The sequence below is a fragment of the Xanthomonas sp. DAR 34887 genome (assembly GCF_041245805.1).
GTDB classification, from domain to species: Bacteria; Pseudomonadota; Gammaproteobacteria; order Xanthomonadales; family Xanthomonadaceae; genus Xanthomonas_A; species Xanthomonas_A tesorieronis.
The window spans coordinates 2,711,242-2,732,122 of the sequence record NZ_CP162490.1 but is presented as its reverse complement, the minus strand read 5'-3'; the positions used below and the strand labels follow the sequence as shown (position 1 = coordinate 2,732,122).

Here is a 20,881-nt window from a genome sequence, read left to right as displayed (position 1 = left end):
AATCCGGAAAAAGGGTGGAGAGGAAATCAGCCCAGGACTTTCTGGACGGTGGCGATCAGCTGTTCCGGGTTGAACGGCTTGACCAGCCAGCCGGTGGCGCCGGCGGCCTTGCCTTCGGACTTCTTGTCCGCCGCCGACTCGGTGGTCAGCATCAGCATCGGCGTGAACTTGTAGTCCGGCAGCTGGCGCAGCGCGCGGATCAGCGAGATGCCGTCCATGTTCGGCATGTTGACGTCGGTGACCACCGCGTTGAAGCGCTGGCCCTGGGCGCGGCCGAGGGCGACCTGGCCGTCTTCGGCTTCTTCGACCGCGAAACCGGCCGAGGTCAGGGCAAAGGAGACCATTTGGCGCATCGACGCCGAATCGTCCACCACCAAGATACGTGCGCTCATGCGGCGTTCTCCACAGATTTCAGGTTGTCAGGGGTTGCGGGAAGGCCAAGCGATGCGCTGACCCCTAGCAGGCGTGCCGCGTCGCGGAACGTGTCGTTGCAGGTTGCGAACACCGTGCTCTTGCCGTCTTTCCGACGCGCATCGACGAATGCGCACAGCACCTGCACGGATGCGGTATGGATGCGGCGGACCTCGCCGGCGTCCAACTGCAGCTCGTCGTCCGACGCCAGGAACGGGGTCAGCCGTTGTTTCAGGTCGGCGCTGGTCTCGATGCCGAGATCTTCGCCGAGGGTCACTGTGCTCATCATCGCTCCGCACGGAATGGTTCTAGGGCAGATAACGGCCAATGCGCGGGAAGCTTTAGCGGCGCATCGGGAAAGTGGGGCAGGGTTGGCAGTTGCCGGCCGCCGCGGCCGTGACGCGTCGTCGCTGGCATGGGCCGGGGTGGACCACGCCGCAGGCGGCCAGCGGCCGCGCGGCGCCAGCGCGCGCGCGGCACCACGTGTTGCAGGGCGCTTGTCGGTACAAGCCGCCTTTGTTGCAGGCGCCGCGCATGTGCGCAGGCATTGCAGGCTTGTCTTTACGCGTTCAGTGCAGCAGTTGCTCGGCGTCGAGCAGGATCATCGGCTGCGGGCCCAGCCGCGCCACGCCGCGGAACAGGTGGTTGGAGATGCGGCAGATGCGGGCGTTGTCCGGCGGCTCGATCTGCTGGTCGGTGAGGCTGGCCACGTCCTCGACCGCGGACACGCGCAGGCCCAGGGTTTCGCCGTTCTCTTCCAGCACCACCACCCGGGTCTGCATGTCCATCTCGATCGGCGCCGAGCCCAGGTGGATGCCCAGGTCGATCACCGGCACCACCTGGCCACGCAGGTTCATGATCCCCAGCATCGCCGTCGGCGTGCCGCGCAGCGCCAGCAGCGGCACCGGCAGCACTACTTCCTGCACCTTCAGCAGCTCCAGCGCATAGGCCTGTTCGCCGCAGCGCAGGCGCAGCCAGCGGGTGCTGCGGTCCGGCGCGCGGCGCTGGTGCGGGGAGGCTTCGTGGTGGGCGCTCGGCGCCATGAACGCCTGCAGGTTGGGCGGCAGCCGCGAACCGGCGGCCTGCGCGCGCTCGGCCTCGGCGCGGCGTTCCGGCGGCACCGCCATCGGCGGGCGCTTGACCGCACGCGCGGCGGCGGCATCGTCCTCGGCGGCCAGGTCGCGCGGCGCCGTGGCGGCGCGTTGCATCTCCATCGCCGCGACCACCTCGAGATCGGCCTCACGCTCGGCGGCGGATGGCGCCTGCTGCGACATGATGCCGGCCAGGGCCGGATCGGAGTCGGCTTCGGCGAGCACCGCGGCGGCGATTTCTTCCGGGGTCGGGCCGGCTGGCTTCGGCGCCAGGGCTTCCTGCGACATGATCCCGGCCAGGGCCGGATCGGCGTCGGCTTCGGCCAGCACGGCGGCGGCGAGTTCTTCCGGGGTCGGGCCAGCCGGCTTGGGTGCCAGGGCTTGCTGCGACATGATCCCGGCCAGGGCCGGATCGGCGTCGGCTTCGGCCAGCACGGCGGCGGCGAGTTCTTCCGGGGTCGGGCCGGCCGGCTTGGGCGCCAGCGCCTGCTGCGACATGATGCCGGCCAGCGCCGGATCGGCGTCGGCTTCGGCCAACACGGCGGCGGCGAGTTCTTCCGGAGTCGGGCCGGCCGGCTTTGGCGCCAGCGCCGGCTGCGACATGATCCCGGCCAGCGCCGGATCGGTATCGGCTTCGGCCAGCACGGCGGTGGCGATCTCCTCCGCGGAGGCACCCGCCGGCGCTGGCGCCTCGACGGCGCGCGCAGGTTCCGGCGCCGGTGCGGGGCTGGCGGCGGCGAGCGTGGCCTGGCGTTCGCTGTCGCGTTCTTCGGCGATCACGTCGTGCAGCAGGCCTTCCAGATAGTCGTCGATGACCCCGGGCGTGTTCATGCGGCCTGCTCCATCGGCGTGGCGTCGCTGGCGATCAGCCATTCCAGCGCGCGGCGATAGGCGGCCAGGCCGCGGCCGGGGTAGTCGCCGGGGACGCCGGCCACCGTCAACGCCTTGACGTTGCAGATCTTGGTGTCGACCGGGATCGCGTCTTCCCAGACCCGCTCGCCGTAGCTGTCCTGCATCTGCCGCAAGGTGTCGTTGCCGGCGCGGGTACGCTTGTCGAACAGGGTCGGCAGGATCGAGGCGGGCAGGGGGCGGCGGCGCGAGCGCTCGACCATGTCCACGGTGCGCACCATGCTGGCCAGGCCGTGCAGCGCCAGCGGCTCGGCCTGGGTCGGGATGATCACCCGGTCGGCCGCGGCCAGCGCGTTGATCATCAGCAGGCCCAGGGTCGGCGGGCAATCGAGCAGGATGTAGTCGTGCTGGCCGGCGTGCCGCGTCATGGCCTGCTGCAGCGCCAGGCCCAGCCCGGGCTGGTTGGCGCTGCGCCGCTCCAGCGTGGCCAGCGCGGTCTGCCCGCAGACGTAGCTCAGGCGCTCGATGGCGCTGTCGCGGGCCAGTGCGGCCAGGTCGCTCGGCGGCGTGGCGAACAGGTCCAGCACGCCGCTCGGCGGCGGGTCCTGCGGCACGTCGAAGGCGCGGGTCAGCGAGGCGTGCGGATCGAGATCCAGCATCAGCACACGGTGGCCGAGCATGGCCAGGCCACGGCCCAGCGCCAGCGTGGTCGTGGTCTTGCCCACGCCACCCTTCTGGTTGGCAATCGCCCAGATGCGCATCAGTTCACTCCTTCAATGGCGGCAGGTACCGCGCGCGACTGGCCGGCAGTGCCGGCAGCCGCTGCAGCGGCATGTAGCGGGGGCGCCGGCGCGGCGCCGGCGGTATCGGTCAAGCGGTCTTGCGGCGACGGCGCGCTGGCCGCGGCGACGGGCGCCGCGTCGCTGCCGCTGTCGGGACCGCCGGCATCGGCCAGGATCACCAGCACCACGCGGCGGTTGGCGTTGCGGCCGGCCTGGCTGTCGTTGTCGGCACGCGGGCGGAACTCGCCGTAGCCGATCATCGACAGCCGCGAGGGTTGCAGGCCCTGGTCGGCGAACAGGTGCACCACGCTGGCCGCGCGCGCCGCCGACAGTTCCCAGTTCGACGGGAACTGCAGGGTGGCGATCGGGGTGTTGTCGGTATAGCCCTCCACGCGCACGCCGTTGGGCACCGGCACCAGCACTTGCGCCAACTGCGCCAGGGTGGCGCGGGCGCTCTGGTCCAGCGACGCGGAGCCGGAGCCGAACAGGATGTCGCTGTTGATCTCCACTTCGATCCACAGCCCGGCATGGCGCACGGTGATCAGCTTCTTCTGGATCAGCGGCGCCAGCGCGGCGCCGAGCCGGTCGGCGATGCCGTCGAGCTGGCGCTGCGCGCGCCGCAGCTGGTCCTCGTCGCGCAGCGCGCCGGACGAGCGCAGCGGCGAGGCCGAGGGCAGCCGGTTCGGGTCGGGCAGGGACAGCGCCGGGCTGGACTTGATCGGGGTCGGGCGCGCGCCGCCCTGGCCCTGCATCAGGTGATCGCCGACCTGCACCGGGCTCATCGTCCGCGGCGCGCCGCCGAAGGCGGTGCTCATCGCGTCGGCCATGACCCGGTACTTGGCCTCGTTGACCGTGGACAGCGCGTACATCACCACGAAAAAGGCGAGCAGCAACGTCATCAGATCGGCATAGGGGATGGCCCATGCCTCATGGTTGACGTGATCTTCGTGCTGACGCTTGCGGGCCATAGTCGTGGGTCAATGCAAGAAGCCGGCCAGTTTCGATTCGATGTTGCGCGGGTTCTCGCCCTGGGCGATGGCGATGAGCCCTTCGATGATCATTTCGCGCTCGCCGCTGCTGTGCTTGATCACGCTCTTGAGCTTGCTGGCCATCGGCAGGAACAGCAGGTTGGCCGAGGCGATGCCGTAGATGGTGGCGGTGAACGCGGCGGCGATGCCGTGGCCGAGCTTGCTCGGGTCGGCGAGGTTCTTCATCACCGCGATCAGGCCCAGCACCGCGCCGATGATGCCCAGCGTCGGCGCATAGATGCCCATGCCTTCGAACACCTTGGCCGCGGCCAGGTCGCAGTGTTCCTGGCCGTCCAGGTCGATTTCCAGCATGTGCCGGATCGATTCCGGCTCCACCCCGTCGACCAGCATCTGCAGGCCCTTGCGCACGAACGGGTCGTGCTGCTGCTGCACCTGGTTCTCCAGGCCGAGCAGGCCCTGGCGGCGGGCGATGTTGCTCCACTCCACGATCTGCTGCAGCAGCGCCTGGCGATCGCTGGCCGGCGGATGCAGGATCCACTTGGCGATCTGGAACGCGCGCTTGAACACCGCTGGCGGGGTATGCACCAGGATCGCGGCGACGGTGCCGACGATCACGATCACGAACGCGGCCGGCGACCACAGCGCCGAAACGCCGGCGCCCTTGAGGATGCTGCCGCCGACCAGCGAGGCGATCGCCAACAGCAAGCCAATGAGACTGAGTTTGTCCATGCAGGAGGTATCGGCCAGCGGGCTTGGGACTTGATGGGGGTGGGGCCGGGATTGGGGATTCGGGATTGGGGATTCGAGGCGGCCAGCCGGCGGCAGTCGCGCCGTGAATTTGGCGAGCGCGCGGCACCCTTGCAGGAGCGGCTTCAGCCGCGACGCTCTACCGGGAAGGCGTCGCGGCTGAAGCCGCTCCTACAGAAAGCGCGACGGGAAACCGCCGTTGAACTTACCGGCTGACCCATGACACTTCGGGCATCGAACCGCCAGCAGCGATCCGCACCGTGACCGGCATCGAATCCCCAATCCCCAATCCCCAATCCCCAATCCCGGCCTTTCAGGCCTTCAACCCGTCCACATCCAGGATCAACGCCAGCCGGCCATCGCCGATCAGGGTCGCGCCGGCGTAGCCGGGCAGGCCGCGCAGGGCGCGCGGCAGCGGCTTGATCACCACTTCCTCGCGGCCGCGGACCTGGTCCACGACCAGGCCCATGCGCGATTCGCCGGCCTGCAGCACCACCACGGTCAGCAGCGGCAGTTCCGGGGCTTCGATGTTCAACCACTGGCGCAGGTCCACCAGCGGCAAGGTGTGCGATTGCCGGTCGAGCACGGCGCGGCCGTCGAACCAACCCAGTGCGCGGCGCGGCGCGTGCAGCACTTCCACCACGCGCGCCAGCGGCAGCGCATAGACGGTGTCGCCGGCCTGCACCAGCAGGGTCGGCAGGATCGCCAGGGTCAGCGGCACGCGGATCAGGAAGCGGCTGCCGCGGCCCAGTTCGGACTGGATCTGGATCTGCCCGCTGAGTTCGCGGATGCGCGACTGCACCACGTCCATGCCGACGCCGCGGCCGGAGATGTCGGTGACCTCGGACTTGGTCGAGAACCCGGGCAGGAACACCAGGTGCAGGCATTCCTCGGTGGTCAGGCGGGCGGCGGCCTCCGGATCGATCAGGCCCTTTTCGCGCGCTTTCTGCCGCAGCCGTTCGGGGTCGATGCCGGCGCCGTCGTCCTGCACTTCGATGCTGACGTAGTCGCCTTCCTGCTGCGCCGACAGGCGCACGTGGCCGCCGCGCGGCTTGCCGGTGGCTTCGCGCAGCGCCGGCGTCTCGATGCCGTGATCGATCGCGTTGCGCACCAGGTGCACCAGCGGATCGGCCAGCGCCTCGACCAGGTTGCGGTCCAGTTCGGTGTCGGCGCCGATCAGTTCCAGGTCCACTTCCTTGTTGAGGGAGCGGGCGACGTCGCGCGCGACCTTGGGGAAGCGCGAGAACACCTTGCCCACCGGCTGCATGCGGGTGCGCATCACCGCCGATTGCAGGCGCGAGGTGGCGATGTCCAGGCTGCTGACCGCGCGATCCAGTTCTTCGTCGCGCAGGCGCACGCGCAGGGTCTTGAGCCGGTTGCGCGACAGCACCAGTTCGCCGATCAGGTTGACGATCGCGTCCAGGCGCTTGGTGTCCACGCGCACGGTGTGTTCGGGTTCGGCGGCCTTGGCCGGCGCCGCGGCGGGCTTGGCGCTCGGCACCGGCCGCGGCGCGGCGGCCGGCACCGGTAGCGCGGCCGGCGCGGCGCCGCCGTGCAGCTGGTCGAGCAGCGCTTCGAATTCGTCGTCGTCGATGAGGTCGCTGTTGCCGCCCGCGGCCGGCGCCGGCGCCGCCGCGGCAGGCTTGGCGCTGGGCGCGGCGGTCTCTTCGCCGCTGGTGGCGAACTGCGCGATCAGCTGCTGCGGCGCGCGCGGCGGTTCGTTGCCGCTGCCGAACGCGTCAAGCATCGACTGCAGGTAGTCCAGCGACTGCTGGGCGGCGTCGAAGTGCCGCGCCTGCAGGGTGGCCTGGCCGGCGCGGGCCTGGCCCAGGGTGTCCTCGGCGGCGTGGCACAGCTCGACCATCGGGGTGATCGCCAGAAAGCCGGCGCCGCCTTTGAGCGTGTGGAAACCGCGGAACACCGCGTTGAGCTGGTCGCTGTCCTCGGGTGCCTGCTCCAGCGACACCAGCTGCTCGCCGAGCCGGTCCAGGATTTCCTGGGCCTCGATGATGAAGTCGGCAGCGATGTCGTCGGGCACGGCGCTCATCGGATTACAGCCCCAGTCCGGACAGAAGGTCGTCGGCGTCGTTCTGCGACACGCCGTGGCGGTCCAGTCCGGCCAGCGCCGGGCCGGCCAGGCTGCCGTCGGGTTTCTTGTCTTCCTTCGGCGGCAGGCCGAGCGCGCCGAACCCCTCGTGCACGCGGCGCACGATGGTCGCCACGCGGCGGATGATCTGCCCGGTCAGGTCCTGGAAGCTCTGCGCCAGGGCCATCTCGGTGAGGTTGTGGCGGATCTTGTCGAGGATCTCGCCCTGGTCGCCGGTCAGGCCGCCGGCGCGCAGCTGGTCGGCCAGCGCGCGGCATTCCTCGGCCAGGTCCAGGGTGCGGTGGCTGGCCTGCTCGGTCATCGCCACCACGTGGTCCAGGCGCGAGCAGGCGTCGTCCAGCTCGCCGGCTTCGGTGGGGATGGTGGGCAGCTCGCCGAGCGCCTGGCCCAGGTCGCGCGCCAGCCGGCTCAGGCCCTGCATCATCGGCCGCGTGCGCCAGGCGGCGAGCGTGTCGATTTCCTTGCGCCAGGCGGCTTCGTCGCCACGCTCCAGTGCGTCCAGCGCACCTTGCAGGCGTTCGATCAGGGCGCTGCGTTCGGCGGTGGCTTCCATCAGGCGGTCGCTCCCAGGCGTTCGAAGATCTTGCCCAGCTTCTCCTGCAGCGTCTGCGCGGTGAACGGCTTGATGATGTAGCCGTTCACGCCGCACTGCGCGGCCTCGATGATCTGCTCGCGCTTGGCCTCGGCGGTCACCATCAGCACCGGCAGGTGCTTGAGCTTGTCGTCGGCGCGGATGTTGCGCAGCAGATCGATGCCGGTCATGCCGGGCATGTTCCAGTCGGTGACCACGAACTCGAACGGTGCCGAGCGCAGTGCCGCCAGCGCACTGTTGCCGTCTTCGGCCTCTGCAGTGTTGGTGAAGCCCAGATCGCCGAGCAGATTCTTGACGATGCGCCGCATCGTCGAGAAATCGTCCACGATCAAAATCCGCATGTTCTTGTTCACCGCTAACTCCCTTGGGTCTTATTCTTCGTCTTCCAGGCCGGCGTCCGCCGCTTCGAACGCTTTCAAGCGTCCGCGCAAGCGTACCGTGGCCTGGCCGTGGATCTGGCAGACGCGCGACTCGCTGACACCGAGCACCGCGCCGATTTCCTTCAGGTTCAATTCTTGTTCGTAGTACAGCGACAGGACCAACTGCTCGCGCTCGGGCAGCTGCGCGATTGCCTTGCCCAGTTCGCGCCCGAACTCGCTGCGCTCCAGCATCTGCTGCGGATTGGGCCCGCCCTTGGCGATGGTGTCCAGTTCGCCGTGGTCTTCGACCCGCGACTCCAGGCTCAGCACCTGGCCGCGCGCGGCATCTTCCATCAATCGCAGGTATTCGGGAAGCGGCATGTCCATCGCCGCGGCCACTTCGTTGGCGGCGGCGGCGCGGCCGGTGCTCTGCTCGATCTTGCGGATCGCCGAGGCGGCGTCGCGGGCACGGCGGTGCACCGAGCGCGGCACCCAGTCGCCGCGGCGGATCTCGTCGATCATCGAGCCGCGGATGCGGATCGAGGCGTAGGTCTCGAACGAGGCGCCCTGGTCGGCGTCGTAGCTGCGCGAGGCCTCGATCAAGCCGATCATGCCGGCCTGGATCAGGTCGTCGATCTCCACGCTGGCCGGCAGCCGCGCCGCCAGGTGGTGGGCGATGCGCCGCACCAGGTCCGAATGCTGGGCGATGTAGTCGTTGGAACTGTTGCGCTGCACGGCGCGGTAGTGGGCGGCGGCGTTCATGCGGCGACCCCCCGCTGGATGATCCGTTCGACGAAGAACTCGACGTTGCCGCGCGGCACGGTCGGCGCCTGCCAGCGCGCGGTGCGGCGGGCGATCTCGGCGATCGCCTGCGCTGACGGGCTGGACGGGTAGGCCTTGACCACCGGCTGCTGGCGCTGCACCGACAGGCGCAGCCAGTCGTCCTGCGGCACGCAGCCCAGGTAGTTCAGCGACACGTCGCCGAGGAACTTCTCGCAGACCCGGCTCAGCTTGTCGTACAGCAGGCGGCCTTCGTTGAGGTCGCGGACCATGTTGGCCACGATCTGCACCCGGTCCACGCCGCGTTCGCGCGACAGCACCTTGATCAGCGCGTAGGCGTCGGTGATCGAGGCCGGCTCGTCGCAGACCACCACCACCGCGTCCTGCGCGGCCTGGCAGAAGGTCAGCACGCTGTCGGTGATGCCGGCGGCGGTGTCGATGATCATCACGTCCAGCTCGCGCTTGAGCTCGGAGAACACGTTGACCAGGCCGACGTGCTGGGCCGGCGGCAGCTCGGCCATGTGCCGGCGGCCGGAGGCGGCGGGCACCACCATCAGTCCGTTGGGCATGTCGACCAGCACCTCTTCCAGGGTGCAGCGCCCGGCGACCAGGTCGGCCAGGGTGAACTTGGGGGTCAGCCCGAGCAGCACGTCGACGTTGGCCAGGCCGAGGTCGGCGTCCAGCAGCAGGGTGCGCTTGCCCATGTCGGCCAGCGCCATCGACAGGTTGACCGAGATGTTGGTCTTGCCGACGCCGCCCTTGCCGCCGGTCACGGCGATCGTGCGCACCGGGCCCAGCGGTTCGCTGCGCGTTGCCGACAGGGGGAAGGCATTGGTCAGATTGGCGTAATCACGCGACGGCATGGTTCTGCTCCGGAGTACAGGGCTTATCGGCAGCGCGCCGCAAATCTTCAAGGCGCAATACCAGGCTGGCGGCGTTGGCGCGGTGCAGGTCGTCCGGCACGCGCTGACCATCGGTCACCCAGGTGATGGGAAGCCGGTGGTCCGCGACCACCGACAGGGCACTGCCAAACCGCCCGGTTTCATCCAGCTTGGTCAAGATCACCCCCTGCGGATCGGCGCCGGCAAACCGGCGCACCACCTCGTCCAGGTCGGAGAAATGAGCGTTGGCAGGGAGTACTAGCAAGGACCGGACCACTCGCGAGGCGCGCAGCCAGTGCAGCTGTGCGGCCAGGGCGCGGTCGCGCTGGCCCATGCCGGCGGTGTCGATCAGCACCAGCTTGTAGTCGCGCAGGCGCTCCAGCAGTTGCTGCAGGGCGGCATCGCTGTCGGCCTCGTGCACGGCGATGCCGAGCTGGCGGCCGTAGCTGTGCAGCTGTTCGCGGCCGCCGACGCGGATGGTGTCGGTGGTGACCAGGGCCACGTCGCGGGCGGCATGGCGCTCCAGGAAGCGCGAGGCCAGCTTGGCGATGGTGGTGGTCTTGCCGGCGCCGGTGGGGCCGATCAGGGCGATCACGCCGCCTTCCTCGATCGGGTCCAGCGCGGCGATCGGCAGGCGCTTGGACAGCAGCCCCAGCATCAGCCCGCGGCCGCGGTGCAGCTCCAGGTCGGCGGGGATCTGCATCACCACGTCGCGGGTCAGGCCGCTGTCGAAGCCGTAGTCGTCCATCAGCTCCAGCGCCTGGGCGCGAACCGGCGAGCCGCGCAGGCGTTCGTCGGTGAGCCGGTTCATCTCGCGCTCGATCATCTGCCGCATCAGCGCCAGTTCGTCGCGCAGCTGAGTCAATTGTTCGTCGTTCTGCGCGGCGGGGAAGTTCGGTACCGGCGCCAGCGTCGGCGGCGCCGGGATCCCGGCGCTGGCCGCAGGCGCAGCGGCCGGCGGCGGCGCGACGTTGGCGGCGCTGGGCGCGGCGGCCGGGGTCAGCGACACGGCGGCGATGTCTTCGAGCCAGGCCGGCACCTCGGCGGCGACCGCGACCGCGGCGGAAGCGGCAGCCGGGGCGGGGAACGGGCTGGGCATCGGCACGCTGATCGGCGCGTTGCGGAACACGTCCTCGGGAATGCGGAATTCGGCGAACGGCGCGTCGGCGGCCGCCGGGGCAGGGGCCCGCGGCGCGGCGGCGGGGCGGCTCGGCGCCGGCGCGGTGCCGGCGGGCATCGCCGAGGCGGCGATCGCGGCGGGCTGGGTCAGCGGCCGCGCCGGCGCGGCCTGCGCCATGCTGGCGGTGCCGCCGGCGCTGGCCGGGGCGCGGCGCTCGCTGATCGCGGCCATCATCGCCATCGCCGGGTTGGCGGCGGCCTTGGCCGCGCGCGGCGCCGGATTGGCGGCCGACACCTGCAGCCGCGGCGCCGCCTCTTCCGGGCGCGCCGCGTCCAGCGCCTGCTGCACCAGGGCTTCGTCGTAGTTGCTGGCGGCGACGATCTCGATGCCCTCGTCGGTGCGCCGGTTGGACAGGATCACCGCATCCGGGCCGTGCTCGTCGCGGACCATGCGGAACGCGGTGCGCATGTCGGGGGCTACGAAGCGTTTGATCTTCATGGGTGGAAACCGGGATTCGGGAGTGGGGATTGGGGATTGGTCGCGGATGCCGCCGTTACGTGGCTGGTATCCGGTCGCCTTGCTCTGCTTGTCTTCGATCGCTTCATTGCCGTCTCTCTCCGCTCGCCGGGTCCGCTGTTGCAAATCCCGAATCCCAAATCACCAATCCCTGCCTGTCAGCTGATCGTCCCGACCAGCTTCAGCCGCTTGTCTTCCGGCACCTCGCTGTAGGACAGCACCGACAGCGCGGGGACGCTGTGGCGGACCAACCGGGCCAGCGCGGCGCGGACTTGCGCCGGGACCAGCACCACCGCCGGCTCGTTGCGCGCTTCCTGCTTGCTGACGCACTCGGCCAGGCTCTGGTGCAGTCGCTCGGCCAGGCCGGGTTCCAGCGCGGCACCGTTGCCTTGGGTAGAGTCCTGCAAGACACGTTCCAATTGCGGGGCCAGGGTGAACACCGGCAGTTCCGGGGCCATGCCGGCGATTTCCTGGACGATGAAGCGGCCCAGCGCATTGCGTACCGCCGCGGTCAACGCGCCGGGTTCCTGACTCTGCGGAGCGTGCTCGACCAGCGCCTCGACGATCTTGCGCAGCTGCCGCACCGGGATCTTCTCGATCAGCAGGTTCTGCAGCACGCGCACCACCACCGACAGCGGCAGCGCCTTCGGGGTGAGGTCCTCGACCAGCTTCGGCGCGCTCTTGGCCAGCGTGGCCAGCAGCTGCTGCACCTCTTCATGGCCGAGCAGTTCCGGGGCGTGCTCGCGGATCAGGTGCGACAGGTGGGTGGCGATCACCGTGGCCGGATCGACCACGGTGTAGCCCATGGTCTCGGCCTGGGCGCGCTGGTGCGGCTGGATCCAGATCGCGTCCAGGCCGAAGGCGGGGTCCTTGCCGGCGATGCCGTCGATCTTGCCCAGCGCGCCGCCCGGGTCCAGCGCCAGTTCGCGGTCGGGGTGGATGTCGGCGGTGGCCACCGGCACGCCGTGCACCAGCAGGCGGTAGGCATTGGCCGGCAGTTCCAGGTTGTCGCGGATATGCACCGGCGGCACCAGGAAACCGATGTCCTGGGTCAGTTTGCGGCGCACGCCCTTGATCCGCGCCATCAGCTCGCCGCCCTGGGTCTTGTCCACCAGCGGGATCAAGCGGTAGCCGACCTCCAGGCCCAGCGGGTCGATCGGGCGCAATTCGTCCCAGCCCAATTCGGCATTGGCCTGCGCGCCGGCCGTGGCGGCCTGTTGCGCCGGGTCGGGCTTGGCTTCTTCCGGCAGCAGGCTGCGCTTCCACATTTTCCAGGCCAGCAGGCCCAGGATCAGCGCCAGCGTCAAGAAAGCGACGTTGGGCATGCCCGGGACCAGGCCGACCAGGCCCAGGATCGCCGCGGCCACCGCCAGCGCTTTGTGCTGGCCGAACACCTGGCCCATCATCGAGGCGCCCATGTCCTGCGAGCGCGAGGCGCGGGTGACCAGCATCGCCACCGCTGAGGACACCAGCAGCGCCGGCAGCTGCGCCACCAGGCCGTCGCCGATCGACAGCAGCGTATAGGTGGACGCGGCCTGCGCCACCGGCATGCCGTGCTGCAGGACGCCGACCGCCATGCCGCCGATCAGGTTGATGAACAGGATCAGGATGCCGGCGATGGCGTCGCCGCGGATGAACTTGCTGGCGCCGTCCATCGAGCCGTAGAAGTCGGCTTCCTCGCGGACTTCCTCGCGGCGGGCCTTGGCTTCCTCGCGGGTCAGCAGGCCGGCGTTGAGGTCGGCGTCGATCGCCATCTGCTTGCCGGGCATGGCGTCGAGGATGAAGCGCGCGGTCACTTCCGACACGCGCCCGGCGCCCTTGGTGATGACCACGAAGTTGATGATGGTCAGGATCGCGAACACCACGATGCCGACCGCGTAGTTGCCGCCGATCACGAACTGGCCGAAGGCCTCGATGACCTTGCCGGCGGCGCCGTGGCCGTCCTGGCCGTTGATCAGGATGACGCGGGTGGAGGCCACGTTCAGCGCCAGGCGCAGCATCGTGGTCATCAGCAGCACGATCGGGAAGATGCTGAACTCCAGCGGCCGCTTCACGTAGACCACCGCCAGCAGCACCATCAGCGAAATGGCGATGTTGAAGGTGAACAGGGCGTCCAGCACCGGCGCGGCCAGCGGCACCACCACCATCGCCAGCATCGCCATCACGATCAGCGGCGCGCCGAGACCGTGCTTGATCATGTCCATCATCTTGCGCGTGTTCATTTGCGCGGCGGGCTGGCTCATGGCTTGCTCCCCGGGCCGAATTCATCGACCTCCAGCGGCGGCAACGGCGGCATCGGCCCGCTGCGCCAGGCGCGCAGTTGGTACACGTAGGAGAGGATCTGCGCCACCGCCGAATACAGTCTCACGGGAATTTCCTTGCCGAGTTGCCCTTCCCGATACAAGGCGCGTGCCAAAGGTGGCGCAGACACCACTGCGACGCGGTGCTGCTCGCCGAGTTCGCGGATGCGGAAGGCCAGTTCGTCCACGCCCTTGGCGACCACGGTCGGGGCGCGCATGCGGCCGCTCTCGTACTTCAGCGCCACCGCGTAGTGGGTGGGGTTGACCACCACCACGTCGGCGCTGGGCACCGCCTCCATCATCCGCCGCTGCGACAGCTGCATCTGCATTTGCCGGATGCGGCCCTTGACCTCCGGGCTGCCTTCGCTCTCCTTCATTTCCCGGCGCACTTCGTCGCGGGTCATCTTCAGTTTGCGGGTGTAGTTCCACTTCTGGTACGGCGCGTCGATCGCGGCCAGCAGCGCCAGCGCGCCGGCGGTGTACAGCAGCAGGCGCAGGGTGAAGCCCAGGCCGTCGCCGATGGCGGTCTCCAGCGGCTGACGCATCAGGCTGCGCAGGCCGTCCACGTTGTTGGAGATGCACAGCGCCGCGGCGCCGCCGACGAAGCCCATGCGCAGCAGCGACTTGAACAGTTCGGCCAGGCTTTCCGGGCCGTACAGCCGGGTCAGCCCGGCCATCGGGTTGAGCCGGTCGAACTTGGGGATCAGCGCCGCGCCGGAGAAGCGCAGGCTGCCCATCAGCAGCGGCGCGACGAACCCCGCCGCCACGCAGATGCCGACCAGCGGCAGGGCCACCCACAGCAGCCCCAGCAGCAGCTCGCCGAAGTGGCCGAACAGCGCGTCCGGGTTGTCGTGCAGGCGCCGATCCGGGCGCAGCGCGCCCTTCATCCAGTTCGCCGCGCCGGCCGCCAGCGAGCCGGACATGCCCATCAGGGCGAAGATGCCGGCGCTGAACACCGCCGCCGTCGCCAGTTCGCGCGAATGCGGGATGTTGCCCTGCTCGCGCGCCTCACGCAGGCGTTTTTCGGTAGGTTGTTCGGTTTTTTCGGTGCCTTCTTCGTTTTCGGACATGACGGTGCGGCGCGCCGGGCAGGGGATTCGACCCAGCCCGTTGCAAGGACCGTACCGTTCGCCTTCAGGCCGTTGCCCGGCCCCCCGTGCCGGCGGCTAGTCGCGCTGCAGTTCGACCCGGTTGCGGCCCAGATGCTTGGCGCGGTACAGGGCCTGGTCGGCCCGCGCCAGCAACTGCTGCAGGCTCTCGCCGGGGACATGCCAGGCCACGCCGATCGAGGCGGAGACCGCCAGGCATTGCTCGCCGATGCACAGCGGATCGCCGGCGATGGCCAGGCGCAGCTTCTGCAGCCGCTCGTCGGAGGTGGCCGGCAGCCCCGGCAGCACGCCGAGCAGTTCCTCGCCGCCGTAGCGGCCGATCAGGTCCGAGTCGCGCAGATTGGCGTTCAGGCGCCGCGCCACCTCGATCAGCACCGCGTCGCCGATCAGGTGCCCATGCTCGTCGTTGATGCGCTTGAAGTGGTCCAGATCGATCATCGCCACCGCCAGCGGCTGGCGCTCGGCCTGGCAGGCCTGCATCTGCGCGGCCAGCGCGTCGAGGATGCCGGCGCGGTTGAGCAGGCCGGTCAGGGAATCGTGCGAGGCCTTCACCGCCAGCGCGGCCCGGGCCATCTCCAGTTCGCGCTTGTCGTGTTCCAGTTCCTGGGTGCGCAGCGCGACCAGGTCGGCCAGTTCGCGCTGGTGCTGGCGCAGGCGGCGCTCGCGCCAATGCAGCGCGGCGATCGCCGCGCCGCCACCGAGCAACACGTACAGCGCCAGCATGGTCTGGCTGCGCCACCACACCGGCGCCACCGAAAACGCGACCCGCACCGGCGCCGAGGCGCTGTGCCGGTAGGCGTCGAGCAGCTGCAGTTCCAACGTGTAGTCGCCCGGCGCCAGCGGCGGATGCTCGATCTCGAAGTTGGGGGTGTAGATCCAGCGGGTATGCGCGCCCTCGAAGCGGTAGCGCAGCGAAACCCGGTTGCGGTCGTCGTACAGGTCCGGCGATCCGGCCTCGATGTGCAACGGTTCCTCGTTCCAGGGCAGGCGCACGCCGGCCACGATCGGATGGCCGCCGCGGCTGAATTCGCTCAGCGTCACCCGCGGCGCGTTGGCCGGGAACAGCCGTTGCGGGGCCAGGAGATGGCTGACGCCCTTGCTGGTGCCGATCCATACCGAACCGTCGTTGTCCTCGAAGAACGCCGATTCGGAGATGTCCTCCCACAGCAGCCCCTGCGATTGGGTCAGGCGCGACCAGCGGCGGCCGTCGTAGACGTCAATGCCCTGGTTGTGGCCGATCCAGATCCAGCCGTTGCGGGTGCGCCGGATCAGGTAGATGTACAGTTCGCGTTGTTCGGCACGGGTGCTGGGCCGCAACTGCAGGGTGTCGCCGTCGAGCCGGCCCCGCCACACGCCCGGTTTGTACAGCGAGGCCCAGACCTGGCCGTCTTCCTGGATCAACAGTTTGCTGACCCACGGTTGCGTCGGCTCGCCGACCACTTGCAGCCGGATCGGGGTCCAGGCATCGCCGCGCAGGCGGAACACGCCGGGTGCGCCGCTCAGCCACAGGCTGCCGTCGCGGCGTTGCTGGATGTCCGAATAGTCGCCGCCGGGCAGCGCCTGGACGCGTTGCGGCACATCGTCGGACTGCGGCCGTGCCAGCAGGAACACGCCGTCGGCCGTGATGATCCAGATCCGCCCCGAAGCGTCCAGCAACATCCGCTTGGCCGTGCTGGGCAACCGCGGGTAGGTGCGCAGCAAACGGCCCAGGCGGTCGTGGTGCTGTAACTCGCCCAGCGAGCCGATGCTCCACAGCGATCCGTCCGGAGCGCTCTGCAGGCCGACCATCTGCCGCCCGGCGCCCGCCAGCCAGGGCTGGAAACGCTGGTCGGGACGGCGTTGGCGGTTGATGCCGGCTTCGTTGCCGAGCAGCAGCGCGCCATCGCCGTGGCGCAGGATGCTCCAGGTCGGCGCGCTGCTCATGCCTTGCGAGACGTCCCAGTTCTCGATCCAGCCGTAGCCGGTCCAACGCACCACGCCTTCGCCGTCCACCGTCATCCACAGGTCGCCGGCGCGATCGAACAGCAGCACCACGATGCCACCGTCGGGCAGGCCGTTGCTGCGGTCGAACTGGCGCCAGTGGTCGTGTTCCCAGCGCGCCAGGCCCTGAGCGGTGCGGATCAGCACGCGTCCCTGCGGATCGAGCAGGATCTGCGCCTGGCCGACCACCTGGCGCTGGCCGTCGCCGGGCGGCGGCCGCGCGACGAAACGTTCGGCCGCGGCCGGCAGCTGCATCACGTGGTGGTCGCCGCGCAGCCAAAGCGCGCCGTCGCGGTCGCGCACGACATGCCGCCAGCGATCCGGTGGCAGGCCTTGCGCCTGGCCGTAGACCGTCACCGACCCATCGGCGGCGGCCCGGCACAGCTCCTGGTCGCAGCCCAGCCACAGGTTGTCGCCTTCGCCCTGCGCCGCAGCGAGCTTGCCGAGCTGCGGCAGCCGCGCCAGGGTCGCCGCGTCGAACAGCGGGCGCAGCTGCCAGCGCCCGTCGCTGCCGGCCACGGCGCGCAGCGCCTGCTGGCCGTTGAGCACGACCATGCCCCAGGACGCGTTGTACAGGCGCAGCTTGTTCTTTTGCAGCGGTCCGGTCTCCTGCGCGCTCAGCTGGCGCAACCGGGTGCCGTCGTCGACATAGAGCGCGTCGAAGGTGGCCACCCACAAGCGGTGCTGGGCGTCCTCGCTCGCGGCGCTGATGAAATGGCCGCGCTGGCCTTGCAGCGCGACCTGTTCGAAGCGGTGGCCATTGAAGCGGTACAGCCCGCTTTCGGTGCAGACCCACAGGCTGCCGTTGCTGGTCTGCAGCAGGCAGGTGCCGGCCAGGCCGAGCAGACCCTGGTCGTGGGCATAGCGGCGCAACGGGATCGATTGCGCGTGCACGCCGCCGCCCAGGAACAGCCCCATGGCCAGCCACAGCAGCAACGCCTGCAGGATCGGCAGGCCGGGCCGGCGTGCGCCCGTGCCGCGACCTTCAGCCGCCGCTGGCGCTGCAGCCGTCATAAGCGTGGGCTGGCAAGGAATCCGACATCGCGTGCGTCACCGGGCTGGAAGAAGTAAGGAGGCTGACCAGGATCGCGCCGTGCGCGGCACGCGGGCATCGCGGCACGCGCGCAGCGCGTGACACTACGCAGTATCGGCCGCGCCGCGGCCGGGCTTGAGCCGGCGCCGCTCAGCGCGGCACGCTGGCGCCCAGCGCCGGGTCCAGATGCAGCTCGATCCGGTTGCGGCCGCCATGCTTGGCCCGGTACAGGGCGTCGTCGGCGCGGCTGAGCAACTGCTGCACCGACTCGCCGTCGCGATACCAGGCCACGCCGATCGAGGCGGTGACCTCGAGCAGACCGGCGTCGGTGAGGAACGGGGTGGCGGCGATCACCTGGTGCAGGGCGCGCAGCGGGTTCTGCGCCGGCGGCGCCAGGCCCGGCAGCACCGCCAGCAGTTCCTCGCCGCCGTAGCGGCCGATCTGGTCGGCACCGCGCAGGTTCGCGGTCATGCGCCGCCCGACCCGCGCCAGCACCGCGTCGCCGATCAGATGGCCGTGCTGGTCGTTGATCTGCTTGAAGTGGTCCAGATCGATCATCGCCACCGCCAACGGGCTGCCGTCGTTCCGGCAGCGCTGGATCTGCACCGCCAGCGCGTCGAGGATGCCGACGCGGTTGAGCAGGCCGGTGAGGTCGTCGCGTACCGATTTCAGCGCCAGCGCGGCGCGCGCCTGCTCCAGTTCGCGCTTGTCGTGCTCCAGTTCCTGGGTCCGCTCGGCGACCAGCCGCGCCAGGGTGCGCTCGCGCACCAGCAACTGTTTCACCCGCCAGCGCCACACCACGGTCAGCAGCAACGCCGCCGCCAGCAGGTACGCCATCCACGCCAGCGGGCTGCGCCACCAGGGCGGCAGGATGGTGAACTCCAGGCGCACCACGTTGCTGCGCGCGCGCTGGCGTTCGTCCAGCGCCTGCACCTCCAGCGCGTAACGGCCGGGCGAGAGCAGGGTGTAGGTCAGGTGCGCCTGCTGGGTGCTGGCCCATTGCTCCTGCAAGCCTTCGAGGCGGTAGCGGAAGCCGATGCTGTCGCTGCCGCCGACCGCGCCGGGCACCGAGAAGGCGATGTCGATCGGCTGCTGCGACCACGGCAACTGCGCGCCGGCGACGACCGGTTTGCCGGCGCGGCTGGCGCGCAGCAACTGCAGGCGCAGCGGCCGCGCGGCGAACAGCCGCGCCGGGTCCAGGATCTGGCTGACGCCCTTGCTGTTGCCGATCCACACCGAGCCGTCGGTGTCCTCGAAGAACGCCGATTCGGAGGTGTCGTCCCACAGCAGGCCCTCGGCCTGGGTGACCCGGATCCAGCGCTCGCCCGACCACAGGTCCAGACCCTGGCTGCTGCCGACCCACACCCGCCGTTGCCGGTCCTGGCGCAGCACGTAAGGCACGATCCGCGCCAGCAGCGGGTCGTCCACCTTGCGCAGCGATACGCTGGCGCTGCACGGTTCGAAGCGCCCGCGCCAGACCCCGACATCGCCGAAGGACAGCCACACGTCGTCGCTGGCGCCGATGCTGAACTTGTCCAGCTCCGCGTCCGGCAGTCCCGTGCCGCGCAGGCGGATCGGCTGCCAGCCCTGCGCCTGGCGCAGGTACAGGCCGTTCTGGCCGACCAGCCACAGACGGTGGTGCGCATCGTAGCCGCCGCCGACGAACTGGTCGCGCGGCACCTCGCGCGCCGGCTGTGCGTTGCGTTCGCCCGCCGGCAGCAGGAACAGGCCGCGGCTGGTCAGGATCCACAGGGTGCCGGCATCGTCGAAGAACATCCACTTCAGCGCCGATGGCACCTTGGCCCGCTCCAGCATGCGGCCGCTGCCGCGATCCAGCTGCAACACGCGCCCGGACGACTGGCCCAGCCACAGGCTGCCGTCGGCGGCATCGACCAACTGCACCGACTGCCGCAGCGCCTGTCCGTCGCCGTCGGTCAGCGGGCGCATGCGGCCGCTGTCGGGATCGAGCACGTTGGCACCCATTTCGCTGCCGACGTATAGCCGGCCGTCGCCGCGGCTGCGCAGGATCGCCCAGGTCGGTCCGATCGCCAATCCCTGCGGTTCTTCCCAGTGCTGGATCAGCCCATAGCCCAGCCAGCGCTGCACGCCGCGGCCGCGGGTACCCATCCACAGACGCCCCTGGCGATCGCTGAGCATCGGCGAAATGTTGGCCGCCAGCGCACCCAGCCCCTGCGCGCGCTCGAACGCGCGCCAATGCCCGCCTTCCCAGCGCAGCAGGCCGGTGTCGCTGCGGGTCAGTATCCGGCCGGCGGCATCCTCGACCAAGTTGATGCCCACCGCCATCGTCGACAGGCCGCTGCCGGGCGGCGGCGGACGTTCGCCGAAACCCGCCGCGCCGGCCGGCCAGGCCAGCACGTGGTGGACGCCGCGCGCCCACAGCGTGCCCTCGCGGTCGCGCAGCAGCGCCAGCCAGGTGTCCTCGGGAACGCCGTCGGCGCGGCCGAACCGCTGCAGGCGGCCCTGCGCATCCAGCCGGCACAGCTGATGGCCGCAGCCCAGCCACAGCGCCTCGCCGATCGCGGTGACGCTGGAGACATCGGCCAGTGGCGCACCGTCGGCGCTGCGCAGCGGTGCGACCTGCCAGCCGCCGGCGGCGCTGTCGGAGATCCGCAGCGGCTGCTTGCCGTTGAGCGCGACGATCGCATCGCCGAACGTCGCCAGCGATTGCCCCTGGTCGATCGGCAGGCGTCGCCCGTCGGCGCCGGGTACGGTGGCGAAGCGGCGACCGTCGCCGACGTACAGCGCATTGGACGCGCCGACCCACATGCGTTGCCGGCGATCCTCGGCGATCGCATAGACCAGCGGGCTGCCGACGCCGGCGTCCTTGCCGACCTGTTCGAAGCGTTCGCGCTCGTAGCGGTGCAGGCCCAGCTCGGTGCAGGCCCAGACCACGCCGTGCCGGTCGGCGTACAGGCAGTTGATGCTCAGGCCCTGCAGGCCGTCGGCCTGCGCATAGTCGCGGAAACCGTATTCCTGCGCCGCGGCGGCGCCGATCCAGGCGCACAGCGCGAACAGCGCGGCGAGCCGCCATGCGATGCCGCGCGACGGGGAGGGCGACGGCGGCGGGTGGCTGTTCGGCACGGCGATGACTGGCGTCCCCGGAAGGCGCGGCGCGGCGGTAAGTGCTGCACGTGCAACACCGTTGTAAGACTATCGGCACAGCCGCGCGGGGCTTGAGAGTAACGGCGCAGCCGCAAGGAGCCCGAACGCTCAA

Annotated in this window: 16 protein-coding genes; all 16 read right to left on the bottom strand. The window is 70.2% G+C overall.

The genetic code is table 11. The annotated features are described in order from the left end of the window. Nucleotides 1-26: 26 nt before the first annotated feature. A complete protein-coding gene (locus tag AB3X08_RS11685; RefSeq protein WP_003470902.1) occupies nt 27-392 on the bottom strand; it encodes a response regulator in 366 nt (121 codons plus the stop codon). Beyond that, nucleotides 389-697: an STAS domain-containing protein gene (locus tag AB3X08_RS11680; protein WP_074375519.1), complete on the bottom strand. Its 309-nt coding sequence runs from the start codon at nt 695-697 to the stop codon at nt 389-391. Before AB3X08_RS11680 ends, AB3X08_RS11685 begins: the two co-directional genes overlap by 4 nt. Before the next feature lie 283 nt (nt 698-980). Beyond that, nucleotides 981-2,333 carry a chemotaxis protein CheW gene (locus tag AB3X08_RS11675; protein WP_369932714.1) on the bottom strand — a complete coding sequence of 451 codons (1,353 nt, stop codon included), beginning with the start codon at nt 2,331-2,333 and terminating at the stop codon, nt 981-983. Continuing rightward, the gene (locus AB3X08_RS11670) at nt 2,330-3,112 is read right to left on the bottom strand and encodes a ParA family protein (protein ID WP_184409799.1); all 783 of its coding nucleotides are present in this window, start codon (nt 3,110-3,112) and stop codon (nt 2,330-2,332) included. Before AB3X08_RS11670 ends, AB3X08_RS11675 begins: the two co-directional genes overlap by 4 nt. Beyond that, entirely contained in the window at nt 3,112-4,101 is a 990-nt protein-coding gene (motD, locus tag AB3X08_RS11665; RefSeq protein WP_369932711.1) for a flagellar motor protein MotD, read from the bottom strand. Before motD ends, AB3X08_RS11670 begins: the two co-directional genes overlap by 1 nt. A 9-nt stretch (nt 4,102-4,110) precedes the next feature. Next, nucleotides 4,111-4,851 (bottom strand): flagellar motor protein, encoded by a 741-nt coding sequence (locus tag AB3X08_RS11660; RefSeq protein ID WP_179564482.1) that lies wholly within the window; start codon nt 4,849-4,851, stop codon nt 4,111-4,113. Nucleotides 4,852-5,182: 331 nt separating this feature from the next. Next, entirely contained in the window at nt 5,183-6,916 is a 1,734-nt protein-coding gene (locus AB3X08_RS11655; protein WP_369932709.1) for a chemotaxis protein CheA, read from the bottom strand. 4 nt (nt 6,917-6,920) lie between these two features. Beyond that, the gene (locus AB3X08_RS11650) at nt 6,921-7,529 is read right to left on the bottom strand and encodes a protein phosphatase CheZ (RefSeq protein WP_369932708.1); all 609 of its coding nucleotides are present in this window, start codon (nt 7,527-7,529) and stop codon (nt 6,921-6,923) included. After that, nucleotides 7,529-7,921 carry a chemotaxis response regulator CheY gene (cheY, locus tag AB3X08_RS11645; RefSeq protein ID WP_010341542.1) on the bottom strand — a complete coding sequence of 131 codons (393 nt, stop codon included), beginning with the start codon at nt 7,919-7,921 and terminating at the stop codon, nt 7,529-7,531. Before cheY ends, AB3X08_RS11650 begins: the two co-directional genes overlap by 1 nt. Nucleotides 7,922-7,939: 18 nt before the next feature. Then, entirely contained in the window at nt 7,940-8,689 is a 750-nt protein-coding gene (locus tag AB3X08_RS11640) for an RNA polymerase sigma factor FliA (RefSeq protein WP_184409808.1), read from the bottom strand. After that, nucleotides 8,686-9,570 (bottom strand): MinD/ParA family ATP-binding protein, encoded by an 885-nt coding sequence (locus tag AB3X08_RS11635; protein ID WP_369932707.1) that lies wholly within the window; start codon nt 9,568-9,570, stop codon nt 8,686-8,688. The genes AB3X08_RS11640 and AB3X08_RS11635 overlap by 4 nt, the downstream gene beginning before the upstream one ends. Then, nucleotides 9,557-11,206, bottom strand: a complete 1,650-nt coding sequence (gene flhF, locus AB3X08_RS11630; protein WP_369932705.1) for a flagellar biosynthesis protein FlhF — start codon at nt 11,204-11,206, stop codon at nt 9,557-9,559. Before flhF ends, AB3X08_RS11635 begins: the two co-directional genes overlap by 14 nt. A 176-nt stretch (nt 11,207-11,382) precedes the next feature. Further along, nucleotides 11,383-13,467: a flagellar biosynthesis protein FlhA gene (flhA, locus tag AB3X08_RS11625; protein ID WP_369932704.1), complete on the bottom strand. Its 2,085-nt coding sequence runs from the start codon at nt 13,465-13,467 to the stop codon at nt 11,383-11,385. Continuing rightward, nucleotides 13,464-14,594 carry a flagellar biosynthesis protein FlhB gene (gene flhB / locus AB3X08_RS11620; RefSeq protein ID WP_369932702.1) on the bottom strand — a complete coding sequence of 377 codons (1,131 nt, stop codon included), beginning with the start codon at nt 14,592-14,594 and terminating at the stop codon, nt 13,464-13,466. Before flhB ends, flhA begins: the two co-directional genes overlap by 4 nt. A 96-nt stretch (nt 14,595-14,690) precedes the next feature. Continuing rightward, complete coding sequence (locus AB3X08_RS11615; protein ID WP_369932701.1) at nt 14,691-17,627, bottom strand: diguanylate cyclase; 2,937 nt, start codon at nt 17,625-17,627, stop codon at nt 14,691-14,693. Nucleotides 17,628-17,796: 169 nt separating this feature from the next. Further along, nucleotides 17,797-20,748 (bottom strand): diguanylate cyclase, encoded by a 2,952-nt coding sequence (locus AB3X08_RS11610; protein WP_369932698.1) that lies wholly within the window; start codon nt 20,746-20,748, stop codon nt 17,797-17,799. Nucleotides 20,749-20,881: the final 133 nt, after the last annotated feature.

What these genes read in the sequence shown, in the direction of transcription:
- AB3X08_RS11640 (WP_184409808.1), bottom strand. Translation starts at nt 8,689, where the DNA reads ATGAACGCCGCCGCCCACTACCGCGCCGTGCAGCGCAACAGTTCCAAC.
- AB3X08_RS11675 (WP_369932714.1), bottom strand. Translation starts at nt 2,333, where the DNA reads ATGAACACGCCCGGGGTCATCGACGACTATCTGGAAGGCCTGCTGCAC.
- motD (WP_369932711.1), bottom strand. Translation starts at nt 4,101, where the DNA reads ATGGCCCGCAAGCGTCAGCACGAAGATCACGTCAACCATGAGGCATGG.
- AB3X08_RS11650 (WP_369932708.1), bottom strand. Translation starts at nt 7,529, where the DNA reads ATGGAAGCCACCGCCGAACGCAGCGCCCTGATCGAACGCCTGCAAGGT.
- flhB (WP_369932702.1), bottom strand. Translation starts at nt 14,594, where the DNA reads ATGTCCGAAAACGAAGAAGGCACCGAAAAAACCGAACAACCTACCGAA.
- AB3X08_RS11685 (WP_003470902.1), bottom strand. Translation starts at nt 392, where the DNA reads ATGAGCGCACGTATCTTGGTGGTGGACGATTCGGCGTCGATGCGCCAA.
- AB3X08_RS11670 (WP_184409799.1), bottom strand. Translation starts at nt 3,112, where the DNA reads ATGCGCATCTGGGCGATTGCCAACCAGAAGGGTGGCGTGGGCAAGACC.
- AB3X08_RS11655 (WP_369932709.1), bottom strand. Translation starts at nt 6,916, where the DNA reads ATGAGCGCCGTGCCCGACGACATCGCTGCCGACTTCATCATCGAGGCC.
- AB3X08_RS11660 (WP_179564482.1), bottom strand. Translation starts at nt 4,851, where the DNA reads ATGGACAAACTCAGTCTCATTGGCTTGCTGTTGGCGATCGCCTCGCTG.
- flhA (WP_369932704.1), bottom strand. Translation starts at nt 13,467, where the DNA reads ATGAGCCAGCCCGCCGCGCAAATGAACACGCGCAAGATGATGGACATG.
- AB3X08_RS11635 (WP_369932707.1), bottom strand. Translation starts at nt 9,570, where the DNA reads ATGCCGTCGCGTGATTACGCCAATCTGACCAATGCCTTCCCCCTGTCG.
- AB3X08_RS11680 (WP_074375519.1), bottom strand. Translation starts at nt 697, where the DNA reads ATGAGCACAGTGACCCTCGGCGAAGATCTCGGCATCGAGACCAGCGCC.
- flhF (WP_369932705.1), bottom strand. Translation starts at nt 11,206, where the DNA reads ATGAAGATCAAACGCTTCGTAGCCCCCGACATGCGCACCGCGTTCCGC.
- AB3X08_RS11615 (WP_369932701.1), bottom strand. Translation starts at nt 17,627, where the DNA reads ATGACGGCTGCAGCGCCAGCGGCGGCTGAAGGTCGCGGCACGGGCGCA.